The sequence below is a fragment of the Nocardia ninae NBRC 108245 genome (genome assembly GCF_007990755.1).
Classification (GTDB): domain Bacteria; phylum Actinomycetota; class Actinomycetes; order Mycobacteriales; family Mycobacteriaceae; genus Nocardia; species Nocardia ninae.
This window is the reverse complement of sequence record NZ_BJXA01000117.1, coordinates 1-18991: the sequence shown is the minus strand read 5'-3', so window position 1 is coordinate 18991 and position 18991 is coordinate 1. Positions and strand designations below refer to the sequence as shown.

17 protein-coding genes and 4 tRNA genes are annotated in these 18991 nt (G+C 66.2%); 9 read left to right on the top strand and 12 right to left on the bottom strand.

The annotated features are described in order from the left end of the window. Positions 1 to 88 precede the first annotated feature (88 nt). The gene (locus NN4_RS41660; RefSeq protein ID WP_147143168.1) at positions 89 to 844 is read left to right on the top strand and encodes an alpha/beta fold hydrolase; all 756 of its coding nucleotides are present in this window, start codon (positions 89 to 91) and stop codon (positions 842 to 844) included. Here NN4_RS41660 and NN4_RS41655 read toward each other — a convergent pair. Further along, positions 841 to 1380: a GNAT family N-acetyltransferase gene (locus NN4_RS41655; protein WP_370465351.1), complete on the bottom strand. Its 540-nt coding sequence runs from the start codon at positions 1378 to 1380 to the stop codon at positions 841 to 843. The two genes, NN4_RS41660 and NN4_RS41655, sit on opposite strands and share 4 nt — an antisense overlap. After that, on the bottom strand, positions 1377 to 2591 hold the full coding sequence (locus tag NN4_RS41650; RefSeq protein ID WP_147143165.1) for an MFS transporter: 1215 nt from the start codon (positions 2589 to 2591) through the stop codon (positions 1377 to 1379). Before NN4_RS41650 ends, NN4_RS41655 begins: the two co-directional genes overlap by 4 nt. Positions 2592 to 2716: 125 nt before the next feature. Here NN4_RS41650 and NN4_RS46475 point away from each other — a divergent pair, with 125 nt between their 5' ends. The 3 genes from NN4_RS46475 to NN4_RS41635 all read left to right on the top strand — a co-directional run bounded on the left by NN4_RS46475 (position 2717) and on the right by NN4_RS41635 (position 7037). Then, complete coding sequence (locus NN4_RS46475; RefSeq protein WP_246181391.1) at positions 2717 to 2962, top strand: cytochrome P450; 246 nt, start codon at positions 2717 to 2719, stop codon at positions 2960 to 2962. A 188-nt stretch (positions 2963 to 3150) separates the two neighbouring features. Then, positions 3151 to 4989 carry a flavin-containing monooxygenase gene (locus tag NN4_RS41640; RefSeq protein WP_246181390.1) on the top strand — a complete coding sequence of 613 codons (1839 nt, stop codon included), beginning with the start codon at positions 3151 to 3153 and terminating at the stop codon, positions 4987 to 4989. Between the two features lie 1118 nt (positions 4990 to 6107). After that, positions 6108 to 7037 (top strand): LysR family transcriptional regulator, encoded by a 930-nt coding sequence (locus NN4_RS41635; RefSeq protein ID WP_147143174.1) that lies wholly within the window; start codon positions 6108 to 6110, stop codon positions 7035 to 7037. Here the strand turns inward: NN4_RS41635 and NN4_RS41630 are convergent. Next, the gene (locus NN4_RS41630; RefSeq protein ID WP_147143162.1) at positions 7004 to 8137 is read right to left on the bottom strand and encodes a hypothetical protein; all 1134 of its coding nucleotides are present in this window, start codon (positions 8135 to 8137) and stop codon (positions 7004 to 7006) included. The genes NN4_RS41635 and NN4_RS41630 overlap by 34 nt on opposite strands. Positions 8138 to 8756: 619 nt before the next feature. On the opposite strand from NN4_RS41630, the gene NN4_RS41625 reads away from it, so the two are divergent. Then, on the top strand, positions 8757 to 9704 hold the full coding sequence (locus tag NN4_RS41625; RefSeq protein WP_246181389.1) for a hypothetical protein: 948 nt from the start codon (positions 8757 to 8759) through the stop codon (positions 9702 to 9704). On the opposite strand, the gene NN4_RS41620 is transcribed toward NN4_RS41625, so the two are convergent. Both NN4_RS41620 and NN4_RS41615 read right to left on the bottom strand, forming a co-directional pair. Continuing rightward, positions 9670 to 10899 carry a sigma factor-like helix-turn-helix DNA-binding protein gene (locus NN4_RS41620; protein WP_147143159.1) on the bottom strand — a complete coding sequence of 410 codons (1230 nt, stop codon included), beginning with the start codon at positions 10897 to 10899 and terminating at the stop codon, positions 9670 to 9672. The genes NN4_RS41625 and NN4_RS41620 overlap by 35 nt on opposite strands. Before the next feature lie 221 nt (positions 10900 to 11120). Next, positions 11121 to 11453: an ArsR/SmtB family transcription factor gene (locus NN4_RS41615; protein ID WP_206055319.1), complete on the bottom strand. Its 333-nt coding sequence runs from the start codon at positions 11451 to 11453 to the stop codon at positions 11121 to 11123. 86 nt (positions 11454 to 11539) lie between these two features. Between NN4_RS41615 and NN4_RS41610 the strand changes: the two genes are divergently transcribed. Beyond that, complete coding sequence (locus tag NN4_RS41610) at positions 11540 to 12310, top strand: SDR family oxidoreductase (protein ID WP_147143156.1); 771 nt, start codon at positions 11540 to 11542, stop codon at positions 12308 to 12310. Positions 12311 to 12787: 477 nt separating this feature from the next. Further along, on the top strand, positions 12788 to 14818 hold the full coding sequence (gene gyrB, locus NN4_RS41605) for a DNA topoisomerase (ATP-hydrolyzing) subunit B (RefSeq protein ID WP_147143151.1): 2031 nt from the start codon (positions 12788 to 12790) through the stop codon (positions 14816 to 14818). Positions 14819 to 14821: 3 nt separating this feature from the next. On the opposite strand, the gene NN4_RS41600 is transcribed toward gyrB, so the two are convergent. The 6 genes from NN4_RS41600 to NN4_RS41575 all read right to left on the bottom strand — a co-directional run bounded on the left by NN4_RS41600 (position 14822) and on the right by NN4_RS41575 (position 16739). Then, entirely contained in the window at positions 14822 to 15442 is a 621-nt protein-coding gene (locus tag NN4_RS41600; protein ID WP_147143148.1) for a hypothetical protein, read from the bottom strand. A 36-nt stretch (positions 15443 to 15478) separates the two neighbouring features. After that, positions 15479 to 15802: a hypothetical protein gene (locus NN4_RS41595; RefSeq protein ID WP_147143145.1), complete on the bottom strand. Its 324-nt coding sequence runs from the start codon at positions 15800 to 15802 to the stop codon at positions 15479 to 15481. 90 nt (positions 15803 to 15892) lie between these two features. Further along, on the bottom strand, positions 15893 to 16249 hold the full coding sequence (locus tag NN4_RS41590; RefSeq protein WP_147143142.1) for a hypothetical protein: 357 nt from the start codon (positions 16247 to 16249) through the stop codon (positions 15893 to 15895). A gap of 224 nt (positions 16250 to 16473) precedes the next feature. Continuing rightward, a tRNA-Val gene (locus NN4_RS41585) sits at positions 16474 to 16548 on the bottom strand. A gap of 1 nt (position 16549) precedes the next feature. Next, a tRNA-Cys gene (locus NN4_RS41580) sits at positions 16550 to 16620 on the bottom strand. A 47-nt stretch (positions 16621 to 16667) separates the two neighbouring features. Further along, positions 16668 to 16739 (bottom strand) — tRNA-Gly (locus NN4_RS41575). A 359-nt stretch (positions 16740 to 17098) separates the two neighbouring features. Here NN4_RS41575 and NN4_RS41570 point away from each other — a divergent pair. Together NN4_RS41570 and NN4_RS41565 are read left to right on the top strand one after the other, a co-directional pair. Next, positions 17099 to 17170, top strand: a tRNA-Val gene (locus NN4_RS41570). A gap of 292 nt (positions 17171 to 17462) precedes the next feature. Continuing rightward, positions 17463 to 17669: a hypothetical protein gene (locus tag NN4_RS41565; protein ID WP_147143139.1), complete on the top strand. Its 207-nt coding sequence runs from the start codon at positions 17463 to 17465 to the stop codon at positions 17667 to 17669. A 475-nt stretch (positions 17670 to 18144) separates the two neighbouring features. On the opposite strand, the gene NN4_RS45515 is transcribed toward NN4_RS41565, so the two are convergent. After that, positions 18145 to 18309: a hypothetical protein gene (locus NN4_RS45515; protein WP_186818884.1), complete on the bottom strand. Its 165-nt coding sequence runs from the start codon at positions 18307 to 18309 to the stop codon at positions 18145 to 18147. Positions 18310 to 18991: the final 682 nt, after the last annotated feature.

Sequence of the window (18991 nt, the reverse complement as noted above, 5' to 3'; positions counted from 1 at the left end):
GAGTGCTGAGTGTTCTGTAAGGAACGATATGTTCAGTAAAGACTGAACATAAAGAACTGTCAACCGTCGATTGGGCTACCATCCGGTCATGACGAAGTTCAAGACGTGGGACGGCCTGGAGCTCAACTATCGAGTGTGGGAGGGCGAGGGCATTCCCGTCGTGCTGCAACACGGGGTGGTCGCCGACACCAACGCGAACTGGATGAGCACCGGCGTGGTCGGCGCGCTGCAGGCGGCCGGGCGCACCGTGGTGTCACTCGACGCGCGCGGGCACGGGCGTTCCGCGAAACCGCACGACTCGGCGCAGTACTCCTGGGAATTCATGGCGCGTGACGTGCGGGCGCTCTACGACGAGCTCGGCTTCGATCGGGTTGTGCAGGTGGGCTATTCCATGGGTGCGATCATCTCGCTGCTGGTCACGGCCGCCGACGAGCGGGTCGAACGGCTGGCCATCGGCGGCGTCGGTTCCGGGGTGCTCGACTGCGGTGGCGTCGACCGCCGGGTGGTCGAGCTGACCGACCTGCAGACCGCGATGAGCGAGCACAACGAGGGTGCGCCGCCGACCGCCATGATGTTCCGGATTCTCGCCGACGCGGTGCACGCCGACCGGCAGGCCATCCAGGCGGTCGCGACCGGTTTGGACGCGCGGCCGATCGACGGCCTCGCCGATGTGACCGTGCCGACGCTGGTGCTCGCCGGCGACAACGATCCGTTCGCCGCGGAACCCGAACGCCTCGCCGACGCGCTGCCCAACGGAAAGCTGCAGGTGGTGTCCGGCGACCATTTGATGGCCGTGATCGCGCCGGACTTCCACTCGGCGCTGGTGGACTTCGCGAAGAGCTAGAACACCAGCCGCATCACGAAGTCGTCGTGCTGCTGGCTCCCGACGGTATTGGTCTTGGTGCCGACCGAATCGAACCCGTGCTTGCCGTAGAACCGCTGCGCTTTCACATTCTCCTGGTTGACACCGAGCCATATCCCGGCGAACCCACCCGCGCGGGCGCGCTCGAGGCAGTCGAGCATCAGCGCCGTCGACACCCCGCTGCCGTGGTGCCCCGGCACCACATACATCTTGTTGATCTCCACCACCGGCCGCAGACCCACCGCGGCGGCGACCGCCGGATCCACCGGATCGCCCGCGATGAGCATCGCGTAGCCGACGATGTCGTCGCCCGCGACGGCCTTGAGCACGGTCTTGGCCGGATCGCTCAGATACTCCCCGAACCGTTCGCCGGAGAGCACCTCGGTGATGAAGATGTCGATATCGTCGGAGGTGGCGTTGGGCGGGCAGGCGAGCGGAAAGGTTGCCGCCGCAACGTCACTGAGTTCTTCGGCGTCCCACAGACCGGCCCGGTCGACGATGACTGGGATGTTGCTCATTGATCCAGTAGAGCACGATCACCCGAAGAGGTGGGATGTTTACCCCCGCCCGGCCGGTTGCGGAATACCTGGGCCAGGCCGATCAGCGCCGCCGCGAACACCAGTGGGATCACGAAGCCGATCCGGTGCCCGAAGCCGGCCGCCAGCGCCCCGACCACCCCGCCGCCGACCAAAGTGCCCGCGTAATTGAACAGATTGAGCCGCGCGATGAGGGCGTCCAGGCCGCGACCACTGGTCAACTGCCCGGCCTCGCCGAAGCACAGCGGGGCGATCACCGGCATGCCGATACCGGCGATCAGGAATCCCACGATCGCGACGACCGGACTGGGCGCGGCGATCACGGTCGCCAGTCCGACCACGCCGATGGCCGCCGCGGTCCGCACCACGCGCCGCGGCCCGAACCGCCGGACGAACAGGTCACCGGTCAACCGCGCGATCAGTGATGTGCCTTGGTACGCGGCCAGCGCCAGCGCCGCCGTCGACGAACTGGCGAGCAGGTCGTCGGACAGATAGAGCGCCGACCAGTTGCCGACGGCCAGGTCGATGGCGAACACCAGCGCCATCGCGATGCCGAACGGCAGATACACCCGCAAGGCAATCGGCGGCGGGTCGACGACCTCTTCGGCCGGACCTGCTTCGGCCTCCTGCGGGCCGAGCAGGCGGGGCCCGAGCACCAGCCCGACAACCAGCACGATGCCCGCCGCCCCGAGCAGCGATTCGCGCAGCGTCACCGCCAGGGCTTCACACGCGGACACGTACAGCGCGCCGATGATCGACCCCGCACTCCACGCGGCATAGAACGACGACAGGATGAACTTCCCGTACCCGTGCTGAATGAACACCGCCTGCATATTGGTGCTCGCATCGACGATGCCGACCGCGATCCCATAGCAGCCCAGCGCGATCAGCAGCCCCGCCGTGTTCGGCGCTAACGCGATCCCCGTGCCGGTGAGCGCGACAAGCACCAAGCCGATGCGCAGGGTGACCTGGCTCGACCAGCGCAACGCCAACCGCTCCGCCGCCACGCTGCCGCCCCCCGCGAGCAGCGAAACCAGCACCACCGACCCGACGATCACCCCGTCGGTCAGGCCGAATCTGTCCTTCTGCTGCGGCAATTGGGTCAGCACCACGGCGAAGAAGAACCCCTGCATACCGAATGCGAACGAGTTCGCGATCCGGGCGCCCCGCAGGACGGGCGCGATCGAACTCATCTGCGCAGGGTAGCGAGGTGATACGGGTGACGTGCGGTGAATGAATCGACTGCGTGCCGCTTCGATCGACAATCGCGATCGGCCGGATGAGCGTGGCAAACCATGCCGCTTGCGATCCGTCGCGAGTGCGACCATCGAAGCGCCGCAACGCCACGCTCGGCGGCGCCGAAATCCCCACGGGCGAACTCGTCCTGGTGGCGCTCGCCTCCGCCAACCGTGACGAACGTCATTTCGCCGATCCCGCGGCCTTCGCCCCGGACCGGCCGAGTAACCACATCGCCTTCGGCCACGGCATCCACTACTGCCTCGGCGGGCCTGGCCAGGATGGAGGCCCGCATCGTGCTGACCCCGCTCGTCCGGCGCTTCCCTGAGCTGCGCCTGGCCGTCGATGAGGGCGACTTACGCTGGCGCGAGAGCATTCTGCTCCGCGGATTGCTCGACCTGCCAGTGCATCCGGCCGGTGCCCCGGTGGATTCGACAGGTGCCCTGCACGGCGTTGAATCACCCGATTGGGCCAACCGACTTTGCTGTGCGCCATAAGAGACGTAATCTCCTGCGCATGACGAGCGGAAACCGCATCGCGATCGTTGGTGCGGGTATCGCAGGTCTTGCCTGCGCGAAAGTGCTGATCCAGAAGGGTTTTCCGGTCGAGATCTTCGACCGTGCGCCCGATGTCGGTGGCGTGTGGAGTGCGACCCGCAGGTACCCGGGGCTGCGAACCCAGAATTCCAAGAACACCTATCACTTTTCCGACTTCCCGATGCCCTCGGATTACCCGAAGGTGCTCGACGGTGAGCAGATGCAGGCGTACCTGGAGGCTTACGCGGACCATTTCGGTCTGCGCGAGCACCTGCGGCTCAACACCGAGGTCGTCGCCGCCGATCCGGTGGACAGTGGTTGGCTGCTCGAGGTCAAGGATCAGAGCGGGATACATCGGAGCTCCTGCGATCATCTGGTAATCGCCAACGGGGTGTTCAGCGAGCCCTATGTCCCGGACTTCCGCGGCATCGAGCTGTTCCGCGCCGCGGGCGGCCAGCTCGGCCACGTGTCGGAGTTCCTGGATGTCGAAGCGGTGCGCGGCAAGTCCGTCGTGGTCGTCGGCTACGGCAAGTCGGCGTGTGACATCGCCGAGGCGGTGAGCGACGTCGCAGGCTCGACCACCGTGGTGGCGCGCAGGCTGCTGTGGAAGATGCCGCGCAAGATGGCCCGCGTGCTCGACTACGAGCGAATGATGCTGACCCGTTTGGGCGAGGCGCACTTCCACCACCTGGAACCCGGCCGGATGGACCGCTTCCTGGACGGGCCGGGCGTGTCGTTCCGGATCAGCAATCTCGACCTGGTCCAGGAACTCGCGACCAAGCACATGAACCTGCGCGAACTCGGGCTGCTGCCGGAGGGCCGGTTCGAGGAGATCGCCGAGAGCACCGTCAGCCTCGCCACCGAGAACTTCTACGAGCAGGTCGCGAACGGCCGGGTCGTCGTGCAGCGCGACACCACCATCACCGAGATGCGCGGCGGTGGCGGCGAGGTGCCCGCGGTGCAGCTGTCCAACGGGCACCTCGTTCCCGCCGACATCGTGGTCTGTGCCACCGGATTCCAGCAGCGGGTGCCGTTCCTGACCCCGTACGTCCAGCGCAGGCTCACCGACGAGCACGGCAACTTCCGGCTGTACCGGCAGATCCTGCCGCTCGACGTCCCCAATCTCACCTTCGCCGGCTACAACTCGTCGGTCATCAGCACCCTCAACGCCGAGGTCGGCGCGCACTGGACCGCCGCACTGCTCGCCGGCCAACTCAACCTGCCCGACCGCGAAGTAGTGAGCGAACAGATCGACGCCCGCCTCCGCTGGATGGAGGAACGCACCCGCGGCCACCACGCCCACGGCACCGCCATCACCCCCTTCTCCATCCGCAACGTCGACGAAATGCTCGCCGACCTGAAGTTCCGCCTCCCCCTCCGCACCCGCGCGGCCCAGTGGTTCCGCACCATCCGCCCGGAGTCCTACCGCGGTCTGAACACCAGGCACGAGTCCGCTTCGGAGATTACGCCACCCGCATACTCGGTGGCCGAACACGCCGACATCGCAGCGCAGGACCCGGGCCGGGCGCACGACTCGAACTTCGGCGGGCCGGGTGGACACGACCTGAGTGTCGGAGTGCCTGGGGCGCAGAACGTGAATGCAGCGGTGCCCGGGGCGCACAACGCGAATGCAGGAGCGCCCAGGGCGCACGACCCGAGTGCTGGAGCGCCGCATGGTTTGAACGCCGGAGGACCTGTGGCGCACAACCCGAACGCTGGAGCGCCGGGACCGTACGACCCGAACGCCGGGATGCCCGGGGCACACAACCTGAGCACCGGCGTGCCCACGGATCTCTTGCACGGTTCGCAAGGCAAGTAAGCAAACTCGGCCTGCTGCAGGACAGCGAAGCCGTGCACGCTCCGGGCTCGCAAACCGGCCCGCACCGGTTTCCGAGCGCGCGAACCGAAAGGTCGGAGCGGCGGAGACACGAGTCCCGAATGCGGGAGCGCGAAGGGCACACGGCCTGAGCGCAGGAGGACCTGGGGCGCACGACCCCGAATGCGGGAGTGCCGGGGCCGTACGATCCGAACGCCGGAGTGCCTGGGGCGCACAACCCGGCCCGCACCAGTGCCCGAGCGCGCGAAACCGAAGACCGTAGGGGCTGCAGCTCTACTTCGACCCGGCCTAATCAGCCAACGCGGGACACAACCGAAATCTCGATAACAGCACCACAGCCAAGTCAACACGTCGGAACACTCCGGCTCGCCCATGTTCCGGCGGGCTCAGGACGAGCACAGCTCGGTGCTCACCACGCTGCCGGTTCCGAACGGCAGATGGCTGACGAAACCCGTTGCGAGTCCGAGATCGCGCCGATGCCCAGAGGCCAGCACCCACTGCCTCCGCCGAGACCACAATCGAGCAGAGTCATATGGTCGCTGAACGATCTTCACCAACCACCATCTGACTCTGCTGGTTTCACCAGAACCACCATTTGACTCGGCTCGTTCCGAAGCTCCCCCCACAGGACCACAGCAAGTCCGCACGCTGGAACCTAGACATTGCCCATGCCAGGCTGCGGAAGAGAAAGCCGGGAACCCCACCGCACGCGCCCAGCACTGACCGGGTATCGCACGGACTGTCACAAACCGCGAAGCCAGCACACCCAGGGACGTCCTCGAGCGCGCGATCCTGAACGGGTACACCAAAAGACACCCCGTAAAGGCACACCTTCGCGATTGGAACAAGCAGGACTCCCCAGGTGAACAGCTCAGTGAGCTGAAGACCGACCCAGGTTTCCCGTGAGTAGTGCTGAGCGCGTCGGGTGCCGTACCCGGCTTACCTCCGCAGTCGGTCACGCGGCGTGGAAGTTCCAGCGTGGTCATCTGGCTGTGGTGGCGTTGTCGAGATTTGTTGGCAGACCGCGACTCGCCTGACTTATCACCAGCGCAATGTTGATGATCCACGATTCCACTGGTGATAATCCAGGAGTGCAGCCCCTGGACATGAACCTGCTGGTGGCGCTCGACGCACTGCTGGAGACGAGCAGTGTCACGCGGGCGGCCGAACGGCTGCACACGTCGGCGCCCGCGATGAGTCGGACGCTGGCCAGGTTGCGCCGGGTGCTCGATGATCCGTTGCTGGTGCGGGCCGGTCGCCGCTTGGTGCCGACGCCGCGTGCGCTGGAATTGCGTTACGAGGTCAGCACTCTGGTCGAGCAGGGGCGGGCGCTGCTGGCACCGCGGGGCGCGATCGATCCGACCGCGCTGAAACGGAACTTCGCGGTGCAAGCGGGCGACACGGTGCTCACCGAGTTGGCCGCCCCGCTGCTGGCTGCTGTGCGCGCGCAGGCACCTGGCGTGACATTGCGTCTCCTACCCGACGCCATCGAGGGCACGGCGGCCTTGCGCGACGGCCGGGTCGACATCGAGGTCGGCGTGATCGACCATGCAGATCCGGAGACGACGGTGCGCCGAGTGCTCGGCGATCGGATCATCGGGATCGCCGCCGCCGATCATCCGCTGGTCACCGAACGCGTGACGGTGGCCAGGTTCGCGGCCGCGGCACATCTGACCATTTCGCGACATGGTCACCCGCGCGGGCCGATCGATGACCGGTTGGCCTTGCACGGCCGCACCCGCCGCGTGGTCGCCACCGTGCCGAATCTGACCACCGCGTTGTTCGCGGTGCACGGCAGCGATCTGATCTGCCCGGCACCCGCGTTGCTGAGCAGGTCGGCGTTGCCCGCGCTGGGGTTGTGCGCGTTCGAGATTCCGCTGCCGCTGCCCGAGGTCGCGATCGGCATGGCCTGGCATCCGCGCAATACCGCCGACGCTGGGCATCGCTGGCTGCGCGACCTGATCGCCGCGATCCTGACCAGCTCGGAATCCGAAGATCAGGAAACCGGTGGCGGGCTCGACAGTCGGTAATCGCGCGGTGTGTCGGTGCTGCGGGTTTCGCTGCCGGCGGGTTGATAACTGGTCGAGTTCAGGTCGCCCGCAGGCGGACCGAAGACGTCGGAGCGTCCCAGCGGGGCGGCCGCGGTCTTCTTCAGCTCGTCCAGCATCGCCTGCAGTTTGTCGACGTGGGTGTTGTCGACCGGGATCAGATCGTCGTCGGCGCGGTGCGCGCCGGTGAGCGCGGTGCCGTTCGCCTCCGGCGCGGTGCCGTTCGTGGGGCGGCTGTAGTCGCTGCTGTCCGGCGCGGAGGGCACCATGCTCTCGTACGGATTCTCCTGCGGCGTGGTGAAGTTCTGATACGACGAGGAGGCGGCCGGTTCGCGCGGCGCGGTGAAGCTGGACTGGCGGACGGGCAGCGGCTCGCGCGGCGTCGGCGCGGTGAAGTTCTGGGCGGGCACCGGGCTCGGCTCCCGCGGCGTGGGGGTGGTGAAGTTCTGCGCGGCGCTCGAACTCGGCTCGAACGCCGGTTCGCGAGGCGCGCTGAAACTGCGCTGCGGCACGGAATTCGCCTCATGCGCCGCCGAATCCCGCGCGGGCGGGGTGTCGCGGGCGGTCGGGGAGCCCTCGTAGCGCCGGGAGACGCTCTCCCTGGTCGCGGTGGCGTTCTCGCGGGCAGCGAGGGTGCTGTCGCGCACCGGCTGGGCGAGCTCGTGCGAGGTGCCGATGCTCTCCCTGATGGTGGGAGTGGCCACGGTGGCGGGGGATTCGCGCTGCGCCGGGGCGTTCGGCTCAGTGGCCGCGGCGTTCCTGCGCGACGCCGCGCGCGGTAACGGACGCTCGGCGCGCTCGCTGTCCGGTGCGGCATGCGACGGACCACCACCGGCTTCGACCTTCTCCAGTCGTCCGTCGATGCCCGAAATGTCCTGCCCGGCACGGAAAGCCCACGCCTCGAGCTTCGCCAGCCGCGCCTCGACGCTGCGGTCGGCAGGCACGACGGTGGCGGTGGCGATGTCGACGCCGTCGACCCGAGCCGCCACGGCGTCCAGTTTGTCGCTGACCTCTCGGAGAACCGCCGCGATGCTCGACAGCATCGCGCCGATCGACTCGCCGGCCTCTTGACCGTGCTCCATCCAGTACCCACTTCCCCGTATCGGCCCAGCTCGCACTCGGCCGGACGATTCTATCCGCCCAGTTGGAAATACGTGGTTCGCGACTGCCTCGCTGACGCTCGGCTCCGTCGTTCGCCATGGGGCGCCGTGTTGTCGGTTCACTCGCTGGCGCTCGTTGTCGAAGACCGGCTCGGTACCGGTCCTCCTTGGCTCTGATCGAAGCAGCGTAGGCGGGCCGTCCTGCGCCGTTGCAGGCGGAGGTCGGCGCGATCCGGTTTGTCCGGAACAGATCTGCTTACCAATCGGCGACCAGCCGGGCGCACCCCGGTCGTAGCCTATGCGGTTTCCGGCTCCGGCGGCAGCCCGAAGACCGGCGACGGCGCACATCGGCGCGCGGCGCAACGAAATCGCAGGATGGCGCCAACTGTCAATCCACCGACATATCCGTGTCGTTGTGGCCGCCCGCCGCGCCGAAATTACTTGTGCCACAGCCTACACCAGGCCTTGGACCGGAAATCTGCCGATGAGGCGCACCCGGGCGCGGGGTAAAGGGGACTGGCGAGGTTCGCGAGTCTGACGCACTCTTGATCTATGGCGTAGGTCGCCAGACCTGCGGTGGTTTGGGCAGGGGAGTGGTCGCGTGAGAACGAAGCAGCGGGCGGAGATCGCCTGCGGGCGCCGGGCGATGCTCGCCGAGTTGGGTATTACGGACGGTCCGGGCCGAGCCCGCAGACAGTCCGGCGGGTATGGCTGTAAGTGTCCGGAATGTGACGCCGCGCAATGGGATATGCGGCGGTTGAAATATTGGGTGTGCGGCCGGTTGCTGGCGTACGGCGCCGACGTGGCCGAGGTGGACCGGCGGGTGGCTGGGCTGCCGGTGGACATCTATTGGCGCAAGGGCGACCGCGAGTACGTCATCGAGGTGCGCAGCGGATCGCTGGAACGAACTCTCGCGCAGGAACATACGGAGCGGTTGCGTGCCGCGGGCATCGCGGAGGTGCTGTGGTTGTGCCCGCCCGGCTACTGGGTCGATCATCTGCATGCGCTCGGCATCGCCGATTTCGCCCCGCCCGCATGCGATTACCAGGCGGTGGCCGGCGTGCTGGACACCGCGCACAGTGCGGTGGTCGCGCCGAGCCGGCAGCCGCTGGAGCTGCGTGAGTTCATCCACGGCTGGGTCACCGGCGACATCGTCTGGGGATATCGTGATGTGTCGAAAGGAGGTTGGGCCACCGTGGCCGACTGGGAGCACCACACGAAAACACAGGCGATGATCATCTCCCGGCAGCGTCAGGAGCTGGTCAATCAGCGCACCACACTCGCGCTGTCCCGGAAAACCGTGCGCGACAAGCAGAAAAACCTCATGAAGCTGACCGCTCGGTTGGAGCGCGCGGAGCTGGAGGCACAGGAGCGCGCCGAGGCCCTCGCGCAGGCGCGGCGCAAGCTCGACGACCACCACCGGCTCGACACCTCATTGCGGGCCACCATCAAGAACCTGCAGCAGACCATCAATCACTGGCAGTTGATGACCTGCTGCGCGATGATGCTGATCGTCACGTTCCTGGCGGGCGCGATGGTGGTGCGCTGAGCTGAAACGGGCCTCGGTCCCAACGCCATTTGTTGCGCAGGACCAGCGCGACGAAATCGAGGAGCTCGAGGCCGGTCTCGGCGCGCACCTGCCGGATCGCCGACCACGGCACCGGCCCGTGCTCGAGCAGTTCGGTGAGTGCGGCTGCGGCGGCTGCGTCGACCTTCCGGGCGAGCAGATCGGGGATGCCGATAAGGCTGCCGGTCCAAATGAGCCAGCCCCAGCCTTTGCTGTGCGCGTACGCGCGCCCGACGACAGCCTTTGCCCGATTGACTTGGAAGGCAACGTGTCCGAGCGGCTGGACATCGATCAGCACGATCCGGCCGTCGGTGAGCCGGGCCGCGATGCTCGGGTAGTAAAGCTGTTCCGTGCCGTTCACGTCGTAGGCGATCGCGCCGGGCTGTTCCTGGAACGAGTCGACGAGGTCGCTGGCGTTGAGGATCCACAGCAGTCGTGCCTCCAGCCCGGAGTCGAACGGCACGTCGCGACCGACCTTGTCCAGGTAGAAGTGCCCGCGCCCGTCATCGTCGCTGTCGACGGTGCGGGCCGAGGTCACCGGTAGCGCGTCCGGCGTACCCGAGGCAGGCCAATCCACTTGCCCCAGCCAGGGATTCAGCTGGCTCGTCGCGCGCGGTTCGGCGTCGCGCAGTTTGGCCAGCCGCCGGTTCGTCTTCTTCTGCCAGGCCGCGATCCGTTGCGTCACGAAACCGGCGATCCGTTTGGCGTCCTCGGCGGCGTGTCCGGCCAGCCGCAACTTCAAGTACGACAACTCGTTTGCCGCGATATCGGTGTCGGTGGCGTAGGTCTCCACCAGCAGTGCGCGCACCAGTTGCTGGTCGCGGGCGCCGATCGGATAGCGCTCGGCGAACACGTTCGCTGCCCGGTGCCCGCTGAGTTGGGCGTTGCGAATCAGCTGGCCGACGGCCTTGGTGTGCAGCTGCCGGATCCGGTCGCGGGACAGGTCGTAGCGGGCGCCGATCTTGGCCAGCGTCTCGGGCGGCTCCCCGGTGACGCCGAGCCGGTAGGAGAGGATCTCGCCGTCCTTGGCTTTGCGGTCCGCCTGCAACGCGATCAGTTCGGCGAGCAGCTCGTTGACTTCTTCGAGCTCGAACGAGATATCGTCCTGCAGATCGAGCAGCTCGGGGTCCGTCCCGTCCGCCGCCGCGGGCGCCTCGACCTCCCGGCTTGCCGTCACGCTGGACCCCCTCGGCTCGGTTTCATGTGCGGCTCAGCCTAATGCCGGGCACCGACAATTCCGGCGCACCGGCTGCGGTGGGGTGGTGGTCGCCGTGGCGATGTTCCCTCACCCTCTTTGCTCGCCGTCACTGACGACGGCCGACCCCCATTCTTCGAGTCGGCCGATACCGTCACTGACAGCTGTGAATCCTCGCCAGTGCGGTTGCGGGCAGCGGTCTTTCAGCGCGCGATCTCGGCGAACGGGTCCTCGGTTTCACTGCGGGCCGCGGCGAGTACGGCATCCAGCAAGCCGGGGAACCGGGCATCGAGGTCTTCGCGGCGCAACGATTGCAGGGTTTCCCGGCCGGAGACCCGCTGCCAGATGATGCCCGCGTCGCGCAGCACCCGGTAGTGATGGGTCAAGTTCGACTTGGGCACGCCGTCCACGATCGAACCGCAGGTGTGCTCGCAGCCGTCGGCCAGCACGCGAACGATGCACAGCCGCAGCGGGTTTCCGACGGCGGAGAGCACGTTCGCCAACTGGATCTGGTCCCGTTCGGGATGTGCGGTCATCACGGAGACAGGATATCTCGACTGTTGACATACAGTCGAACTGTACGTAAGTATTCGAACAGTTCAACTGTTGAAAGGTCGGCCCCATGCCCGCTAGTAGTTCTCGCTTCGACGACAAGATCGCGCTCATCACCGGCGGCACCAGCGGCATGGGGTTGGCGACCGCGCGTCGCCTACTCGACGAGGGTGCGCGAGTCGTCATCACCGGTCGCGACAAGGCTCGACTCGATGCCGCCGTCCAGGAATTGGGCAGTGCGGACCGCGTGCTCGCGGTGGCCGGCGACGCCGCGAATCTCGCCGACCTCGACGCGCTGACGGCCGCCATCCAGGGCCGGTTCGGGCGGCTGGACGTGGTCTTCGCCAATGCGGGCGTCGGCGCGTTCCAGCAGATCGCCGACGTCACCGAAGCGGAGTTCTACCGTGTGGTCGACATCAACTTCAAAGCGGCGTTCTTCACCATCCAGAAGACCCTTCCGCTGCTGGCCGACCACGGTGCGATCGTGATCAACGCGTCGTTCGCGGTGCATCGGGGTAGCCCCGGCGCGGCGCTGTACTCCGCGACCAAAGCGGCAGTGCACAATCTGGCGCGCACGTTGGCAGCCGAATTGGCGTCCCGGGGAATTCGGGTCAACTCGGTGAGTCCGGGCTACACCGCCACTCCGGCGTTCAAGGCCGAGGCGTCGGCGGACGTGCAGGCTGCCCTCGGGGTCACCGTCGCGGCGGGTCGCATCGGTACGTCCGCGGAGGTTGCCGGGGCGGTTGCGTTCCTGGCGTCGGACGAAGGGGCTTACGTCAACGGGCACGACCTGCTCATTGATGGAGGACTTGTGTCGGCCACTCCTGCGGCCATGATTTGATCTGCGCCGACGGGCTCGCAGCCCAGTCGCTGCTCGTCGCCTGTTGCCGGCGGTGGTTCCCGACCAGTCGGTTTCTATATCCCGGCCCGCGTGTTGCGACCGCTCATGGTGTCTGAATTGTCGTAGTTTCCGCGCGTCGAGCAAGGTTGTTGACGTGGCAAATAGGACCTCTTTTTGTCAGTTCGGCCGTTTTCCTTTGTTTGGCGTCTAGCGTGCCCGCAGAGCGTCTGGTAGTGGGGAGCGAATAGGGGGGATCGACTGGAAGGGTTGTAGAGGATCTATGGCGACCATAGACTTGTTAAATACCCATGTCTCGTCCATCTATGGCTAGGATGGAGAAGTAACTAGCGGCGAACCCTTCGGCGCGTTGCGCGCAGCACGCGCGAGGACCCGTACCTCCCGGTGACACCCTCCTGGGCCTTCCGTGTGCGATCGCCGCCGCGCCGGAGCTCGGCAAACAAGGAGGGCGACCGACCAGTGGCTGCCAAAGACGCCCCGGCAAGCGGCTCACGCAGGGGGAAATCGCGCAAGAAGGACTACGGCGCCTCATCCATCACGGTCCTCGAGGGACTCGAAGCGGTTCGCAAGCGGCCGGGCATGTACATCGCCGACACCGGTGAGCGCGGTCTGCACCAGCTGGTGCGCGAGATCGTCGACAACTCCGTCGACGAGGCGATGGCCGGGTATGCGACGCGAGTCGAGGTCACCCTGCTCGCCGACGGCGGCGTCGAGGTGTCCGACGACGGCCGCGGCATCCCGGTGGAGATGCACGCGCAGGGGATACCGACCGTCGAGGTCGTCATGACCCGGCTGCACGCGGGCGGCAAATTCGACTCCGAGACCTACGCGGTCTCCGGCGGTCTGCACGGCGTGGGCCTATCGGTGGTCAACGCCCTGTCCATCCGGATCGAGTTGGCGATCGACCGCGACGGTTACCACTGGACGCAGAACTACCAGCACGCCAAACCCGAGGAACTGGTGCGCGGTGCGCCGACCAAACGCACGGGCAACACCACCAGGTTCTGGCCGGATCCCGAGATCTTCGAGACCACCACGTTCAACTTCGAGACGGTCGCCCGGCGCATGCAAGAGATGGCGTTCCTCAACCAGGGCCTGACGATCGTCCTGACCGACGAGCGGGCGAGCGCCGCCGACGAGGTGGACAGCGAGATCGCCGAAGCGCCGAAGGGCGCCGAGGAGGCGCCGGCCGAGCAGCTGAAAACGCGGACCTATCACTACCCGGGCGGTTTGGCAGACTTCGTCCGACACCTGAACCGGACCAAGCAGCCGATCCACAACTCGGTCGTCGGCTTCCTCGGTAAGGGCTCCGGCCACGAGCTGGAGGTCGCGATGCAGTGGAACGCAGGGTATTCGGAGTCGGTGCACAGCTTCGCCAACACCATCAACACCCACGAGGGCGGCACTCATGAGGAGGGCTTCCGTGCGGCGTTGACCACGGTGGTCAACAAGTACGCCAGGGACAAGAGGCTGCTCAAGGAGAAAGACGGCAACCTGACCGGTGACGACATCCGCGAGGGCCTGGCCGCCATCGTGAGTCTGAAAGTCGCCGAGCCGCAGTTCGAGGGACAAACGAAGACGAAACTCGGCAACACCGAGGTCAAGTCCTTCGTCCAGCGCACCTGCAACGAGCACCTCACCTACTGGTTCGAAGCCAATCCCGCCGACGCCAAAACTATTGTCAGCAAAGCTATCTCGTCGGCCCAGGCGCGCACGGCCGCCCGTAAGGCGCGCGAACTCGTCCGCCGCAAGAGCGCCAATGATCTCGGTGGTTTGCCGGGCAAGTTGGCTGATTGCCGGTCCAAGGATCCGAGTAGGTCCGAGATTTACATCGTGGAGGGTGACTCCGCCGGTGGTTCGGCCAAGTCCGGGCGTGACTCGATGTATCAGGCGATCCTGCCGCTGCGCGGAAAGATCATCAACGTCGAGAAGGCCCGTATCGATCGGGTGTTGAAGAACAACGAAGTCCAGTCGATCATCACCGCGTTCGGCACCGGTATCCATGACGAGTTCGATATCGCCAAGTTGCGTTATCACAAGATCGTGCTGATGGCCGACGCCGACGTCGACGGCCAGCACATCGCGACGTTGCTGTTGACGTTGCTGTTCCGGTTCATGCGTCCGCTGGTCGAGCAGGGGCATGTGTATCTGGCGCAGCCGCCGCTGTACAAGCTCAAGTGGCAGCGCAGCGATCCGGAGTTCGCCTACTCCGACCGCGAACGCGACACCCTGCTGGCCGAGGGGCTCGCCGCAGGCAAGAAGATCAACCGCGACGACGGCGTCCAGCGCTACAAGGGTCTCGGCGAGATGAACGCCAAGGAACTCTGGGAGACCACCATGGACCCGTCGGTCCGGGTGCTACGCCAGGTGACCCTGGACGACGCCGCCGCGGCCGACGAACTCTTCAGCGTGCTGATGGGCGAAGACGTGGCAGCCCGCCGCAGCTTCATCACCCACAACGCCAAAGACGTCCGCTTCCTCGACGTTTGAGCGTCAGTCGTCCTCGAACACCGGGCCTTCGTGCAGCACAGTGCCGTTGCCGTCGTACACCCGGACCGTGAGGTGGCGCGTCGCGGCACGCTGCTGCTCGCCGGTGTCACTGCCGAACAGCACGTCCAGAATTTCGTCGGTCGACGCGCCCGCTTCCCGCAGCTCGCCCATCCGTTGCTCGAAGGGCAGATCGAGATCGATTGTCACGCCGAATGTTCGGGCAACAATGTCGGCGTCGAAGACCGTCCCGTCCTGGCTGATCATCTCCAGTTTTCCGGCGCCCTCGGCAATCTCACCCGACACCCCGTGCTGCCGCACGTTCGCGATCGAGAACGGACGCTGACTGAAATCGCCCCGAAACCCATCACCCCAGATATTGCCGAGGGGTAGTGGGCTCTCATCGAACAACAACTCGCCCGCATGACCGGAATCGTTGTATGCCAACAGCGAGCCACCGGCCGTGCGGGCCCCGATGCGCGCACCCGGGTGCCACCCGGCATGCGAAACCGACAGCACCGGCCGACTGCTCACCTCCGCGTCCCGATACGCCGCGCCGAAAGCTTGCAAATCCGCCCCCAACTGCCGTGCTGGATCGTCGAACCGTGCATCGTCCGGTGAACTCATTGCGCCCTGACCTCTTTCACTAGTTCGTTCGAGAACTCAACCGCAGCAGAACGGATCGTCGCACGGCTCGCCGACTTCGCTGCCGTATGCGACGAAGTCCCGCACCGGCGCCAAGACCGCCTCGGCGATCTCCGGTTCCAGCAACGGTGCGGAACGATCGAGCGGCCGGCCCCACGACGGAGGTGTGTCATCCATATCGAACCGCACTACGCCGTCGATGAACAGCGTCCATAATGCGTGATCCGGAAAGCTGTTGAGCCGCAACACCCACCACTGATCCTCGACTAAAGCGGCCACCGGAAAGTAGACGTTCCGCGTGAACCGCCACTCGGGTCTCGCATGCACCTCAGGCCGTGACATCCCCTCATTCTCTTCGATCTCACGGCCACAGTGCGAGTGCGCCGGCCGGGGGAACAGCTGCCTCGCAATTCCCGCCGCCGTGCCGACCAACTATCCCGCCGACCCCGTCCGCGGAGTGTTGTCGACCACCGCCCCGCGATAGTCGATCCACAACACCTCCTCGGTGACATCATCCGGCCGCCCGCACGACACCGAGATCGTCACCGTCGTATGCGGCCGAATCCGCTCCCGCACCGGCACCTGCCCCGTCATCCGCCGCTCATACCAATCCGAGCACGAGGCCACCCCCTCCACCCGATACGTGTCATCGGTGTCATTGCGACAAACAAACCCCTCGCACGACACCCCCGGTGCCAACTCCTGCGCCGCCGCCTGCGGTGCCAAAACACCCACCGTGCCCGCAACCAAGGCAGCTACACCCACCCCGAACCCCAACTTGTGACGCATGTATAACTCTCCATTCGAGAACCCGACCGCACGCCAACGTACTGACCAGGCATGTACCCCCGATCAGTTCCCGATCAGCGTCAGATCATCCGCGAGGGTGCGGCGGCTCTCAGATCAGGGGCGCAAATGAGACCAGCCTCGGCTTGAACCGGAACTGATCTGGAGCGGATCTGGCACGAAACAAGAAAGGCCCCCTCGAAAGGGGGCCTGACCTGGTACTACGGTGGTGCGCGATACTGGGATTGAACCAGTGACCTCTTCCGTGTCAGGGAAGCGCTCTCCCGCTGAGCTAATCGCGCGAGGTGGAGACGGGAATCGAACCCGTGTGCACGGCTTTGCAGGCCGTTGCCTCACCACTCGGCCACTCCACCGTGCGAAGGGGGACGGCGAAACTAAGTTGCCTTGCCCTACCTCTTCGAGCGGATGACGGGATTCGAACCCGCGACCCTCACCTTGGCAAGGTGATGCGCTACCACTGCGCTACATCCGCATTCTTTGCATCTCGGCGCCTGTGGTGGCCTCCGTGGTGCGAGACAGAACATTAGCGGACGCCCGGTGAAAGCTACAAATCCGCTGGTAGAACGGGGGAAATCGGCAAGGTTGCCAGTGGGGCGGAGGTGGCCGGTGTGGTTGGGGAGGTTCGACCCGACCTCCAGCAGGGTTGCCGGCCCGCCGCACAGAGGGGCGCGCGGCCCGTCCGGCACCCCGTCGAGACGGCCTGCCGCACACCACCTTCCGCCCCTGTCCGGGTGGCGATTTGGTGAACCGCCGGTGGCGCATGCTAATGTTCCATCTCGTTCGGAGGGTGCTTGCGCACCACCCGGCCCGCCACCATGTGGCATGAGTTCAGGTCCCATAGCTCAGCGGGAGAGCGTCCGCCTCACACGCGGAAGGTCGCTGGTTCGAAACCAGCTGGGACCACCGAATCCCCTCGACATATCGCCTGGTCGGGGGGATTTTTCCGTTCCTACCCCAGTGGGGCATGTTGCCGTCGCTGTCCGTTGTTGCCCCTTGTGATCCGGCAGATGTCGCACGTATGTTGCACGCTCGTCTGCCCGCCTCCTACTCCTCCCCCTGCTTCCTCATACTTGCCAATCCTGAAGCGAGGGAGGACGTGTCAGGGATGGCGGAGCCACCGCGTAGCGGACGCCGTAGGTGGTCCTTGACTCGTCCGAGTGAGGTCGGATACTTCGGCAATGAGGAGGCGGGGGGCATGTCCGCTGATGTCACCGGTGTCGGCTGGAACCGCACGGTGGTTGGTCGCGTCGTAGTTGGCATGACGGTTGAGAAAGAGTTTCGCCCCCGGTTGTCGCCTGCTCCGCGTTGCGAGGCAGGGCCTGACCGTGATCGTGGTCGGCAGAAGCCTCGGGTCGATATCGACTGGCTGGAGTATTTCCGCGAGGAGGGGCGTGGCCAGTGAGGATGTACCCGCTAGTATTCGAACATGGGTTCGAGTCGTGGGCCGAAGCGTACGGAAGGTACTGAGCCGGAGTTGGCGTACCCGAATGCGACGGGTCACTACTACCGGACGGCGGTGGAGCAGCCGAAGCCGGTGTGGGTTCGGTTGGATGCCATCGTGATTCGTGATCCTGGTACGCCGAAGCACACCAACGGCTCGGGGGTGATCATGGAGGGTGAGCGTCCAGGAGTGCTGACGCATTGGGTGCCGACTGTGGCGGGGGATTGGATGGGTCGAGTTACCTTCAGCGTGCAGTACGCCGATGGCCGGCCGGATCTTCGCGTGGCTGATCAGTTGGTTCCGGCGTATGCCCTTCGCCCGCGAACCGAGGAGAGGTGATCGGTCCGCGGGCCTGGAACCGGCGTCGTTGACGGTTCGCTGTCCGGCGTCGTTGCCGGTGGCCCGAGCAGAAGGGGGGCCGAAGCCCCCTGGGTGGTCAGCTGTAGTCGTCTTCGCTGGCCTCGAAGCAGGCCCAGTAGGCGGTGAGGCATTCGCCGCATACCCGGTGGTTCTCGTCGGCGGGGATGTAGACGGGGAGGGTGCCGATCGCGGGGTTGGGGCAGTTCGGGGTCGTGCACGCGGTGGTGGCGGTGGTCTGCATGGTGGTGTCCTCTCCGGGAACGTCGGTGGAATCTGGGCTTCGCCCGGACCAGGCCGCACCCACCCCGGCAATGGCTCGGTGCTCGCGGGGGTTGCGCGGCCCGACGTGTTTGGAATGACTGCCGCCTGTGTGTTCGGGGAAAGTCGCCGCGTGACCCCGTGAGTGCCGACACCGCTTGGTCGTTGCCGGGGTGGGTGTGGTCTGGTACGCCCTGGGGGCTGATTCCGTCGACGTTGCCGGGGAGGGCCGCCGTGCAGACCACCGCCACCACCGTGTGCCCGGTCCCCGGTCTGGCTCAACCCCGCGATCGGTGCCCGGAGGTGACCATTCCCGGCGACGAGAACCACCGGGTATGCGGCGGATGCTGCGCCGCTGGGCCTGCTTCGAGGCCAGCGAAGACGACGGCCGCTGATCAGCCAGGGGGCTTCGGTCCGCCTTCGCCACCGCGGCTTCGTCCCGTACTTGCCAGTGCGGGTGCGGGACCACAGCCAGTCACCCCGTACGGCGCCGGTCGATTCGTGATCGGCTGCGGAGGCAGCGTCGGGTACGGCTCACGTCGTGCCCACACTTATTCGGATATGCCAAAAGCGACCAAGAGTGTCGTGGAGTGGCAGTTGTGAGCGCAAGCGCGGTTACCGACGTGCCGACGCGCCCGCCTGCCGCAGCTTGCGGAGGCCGGCGG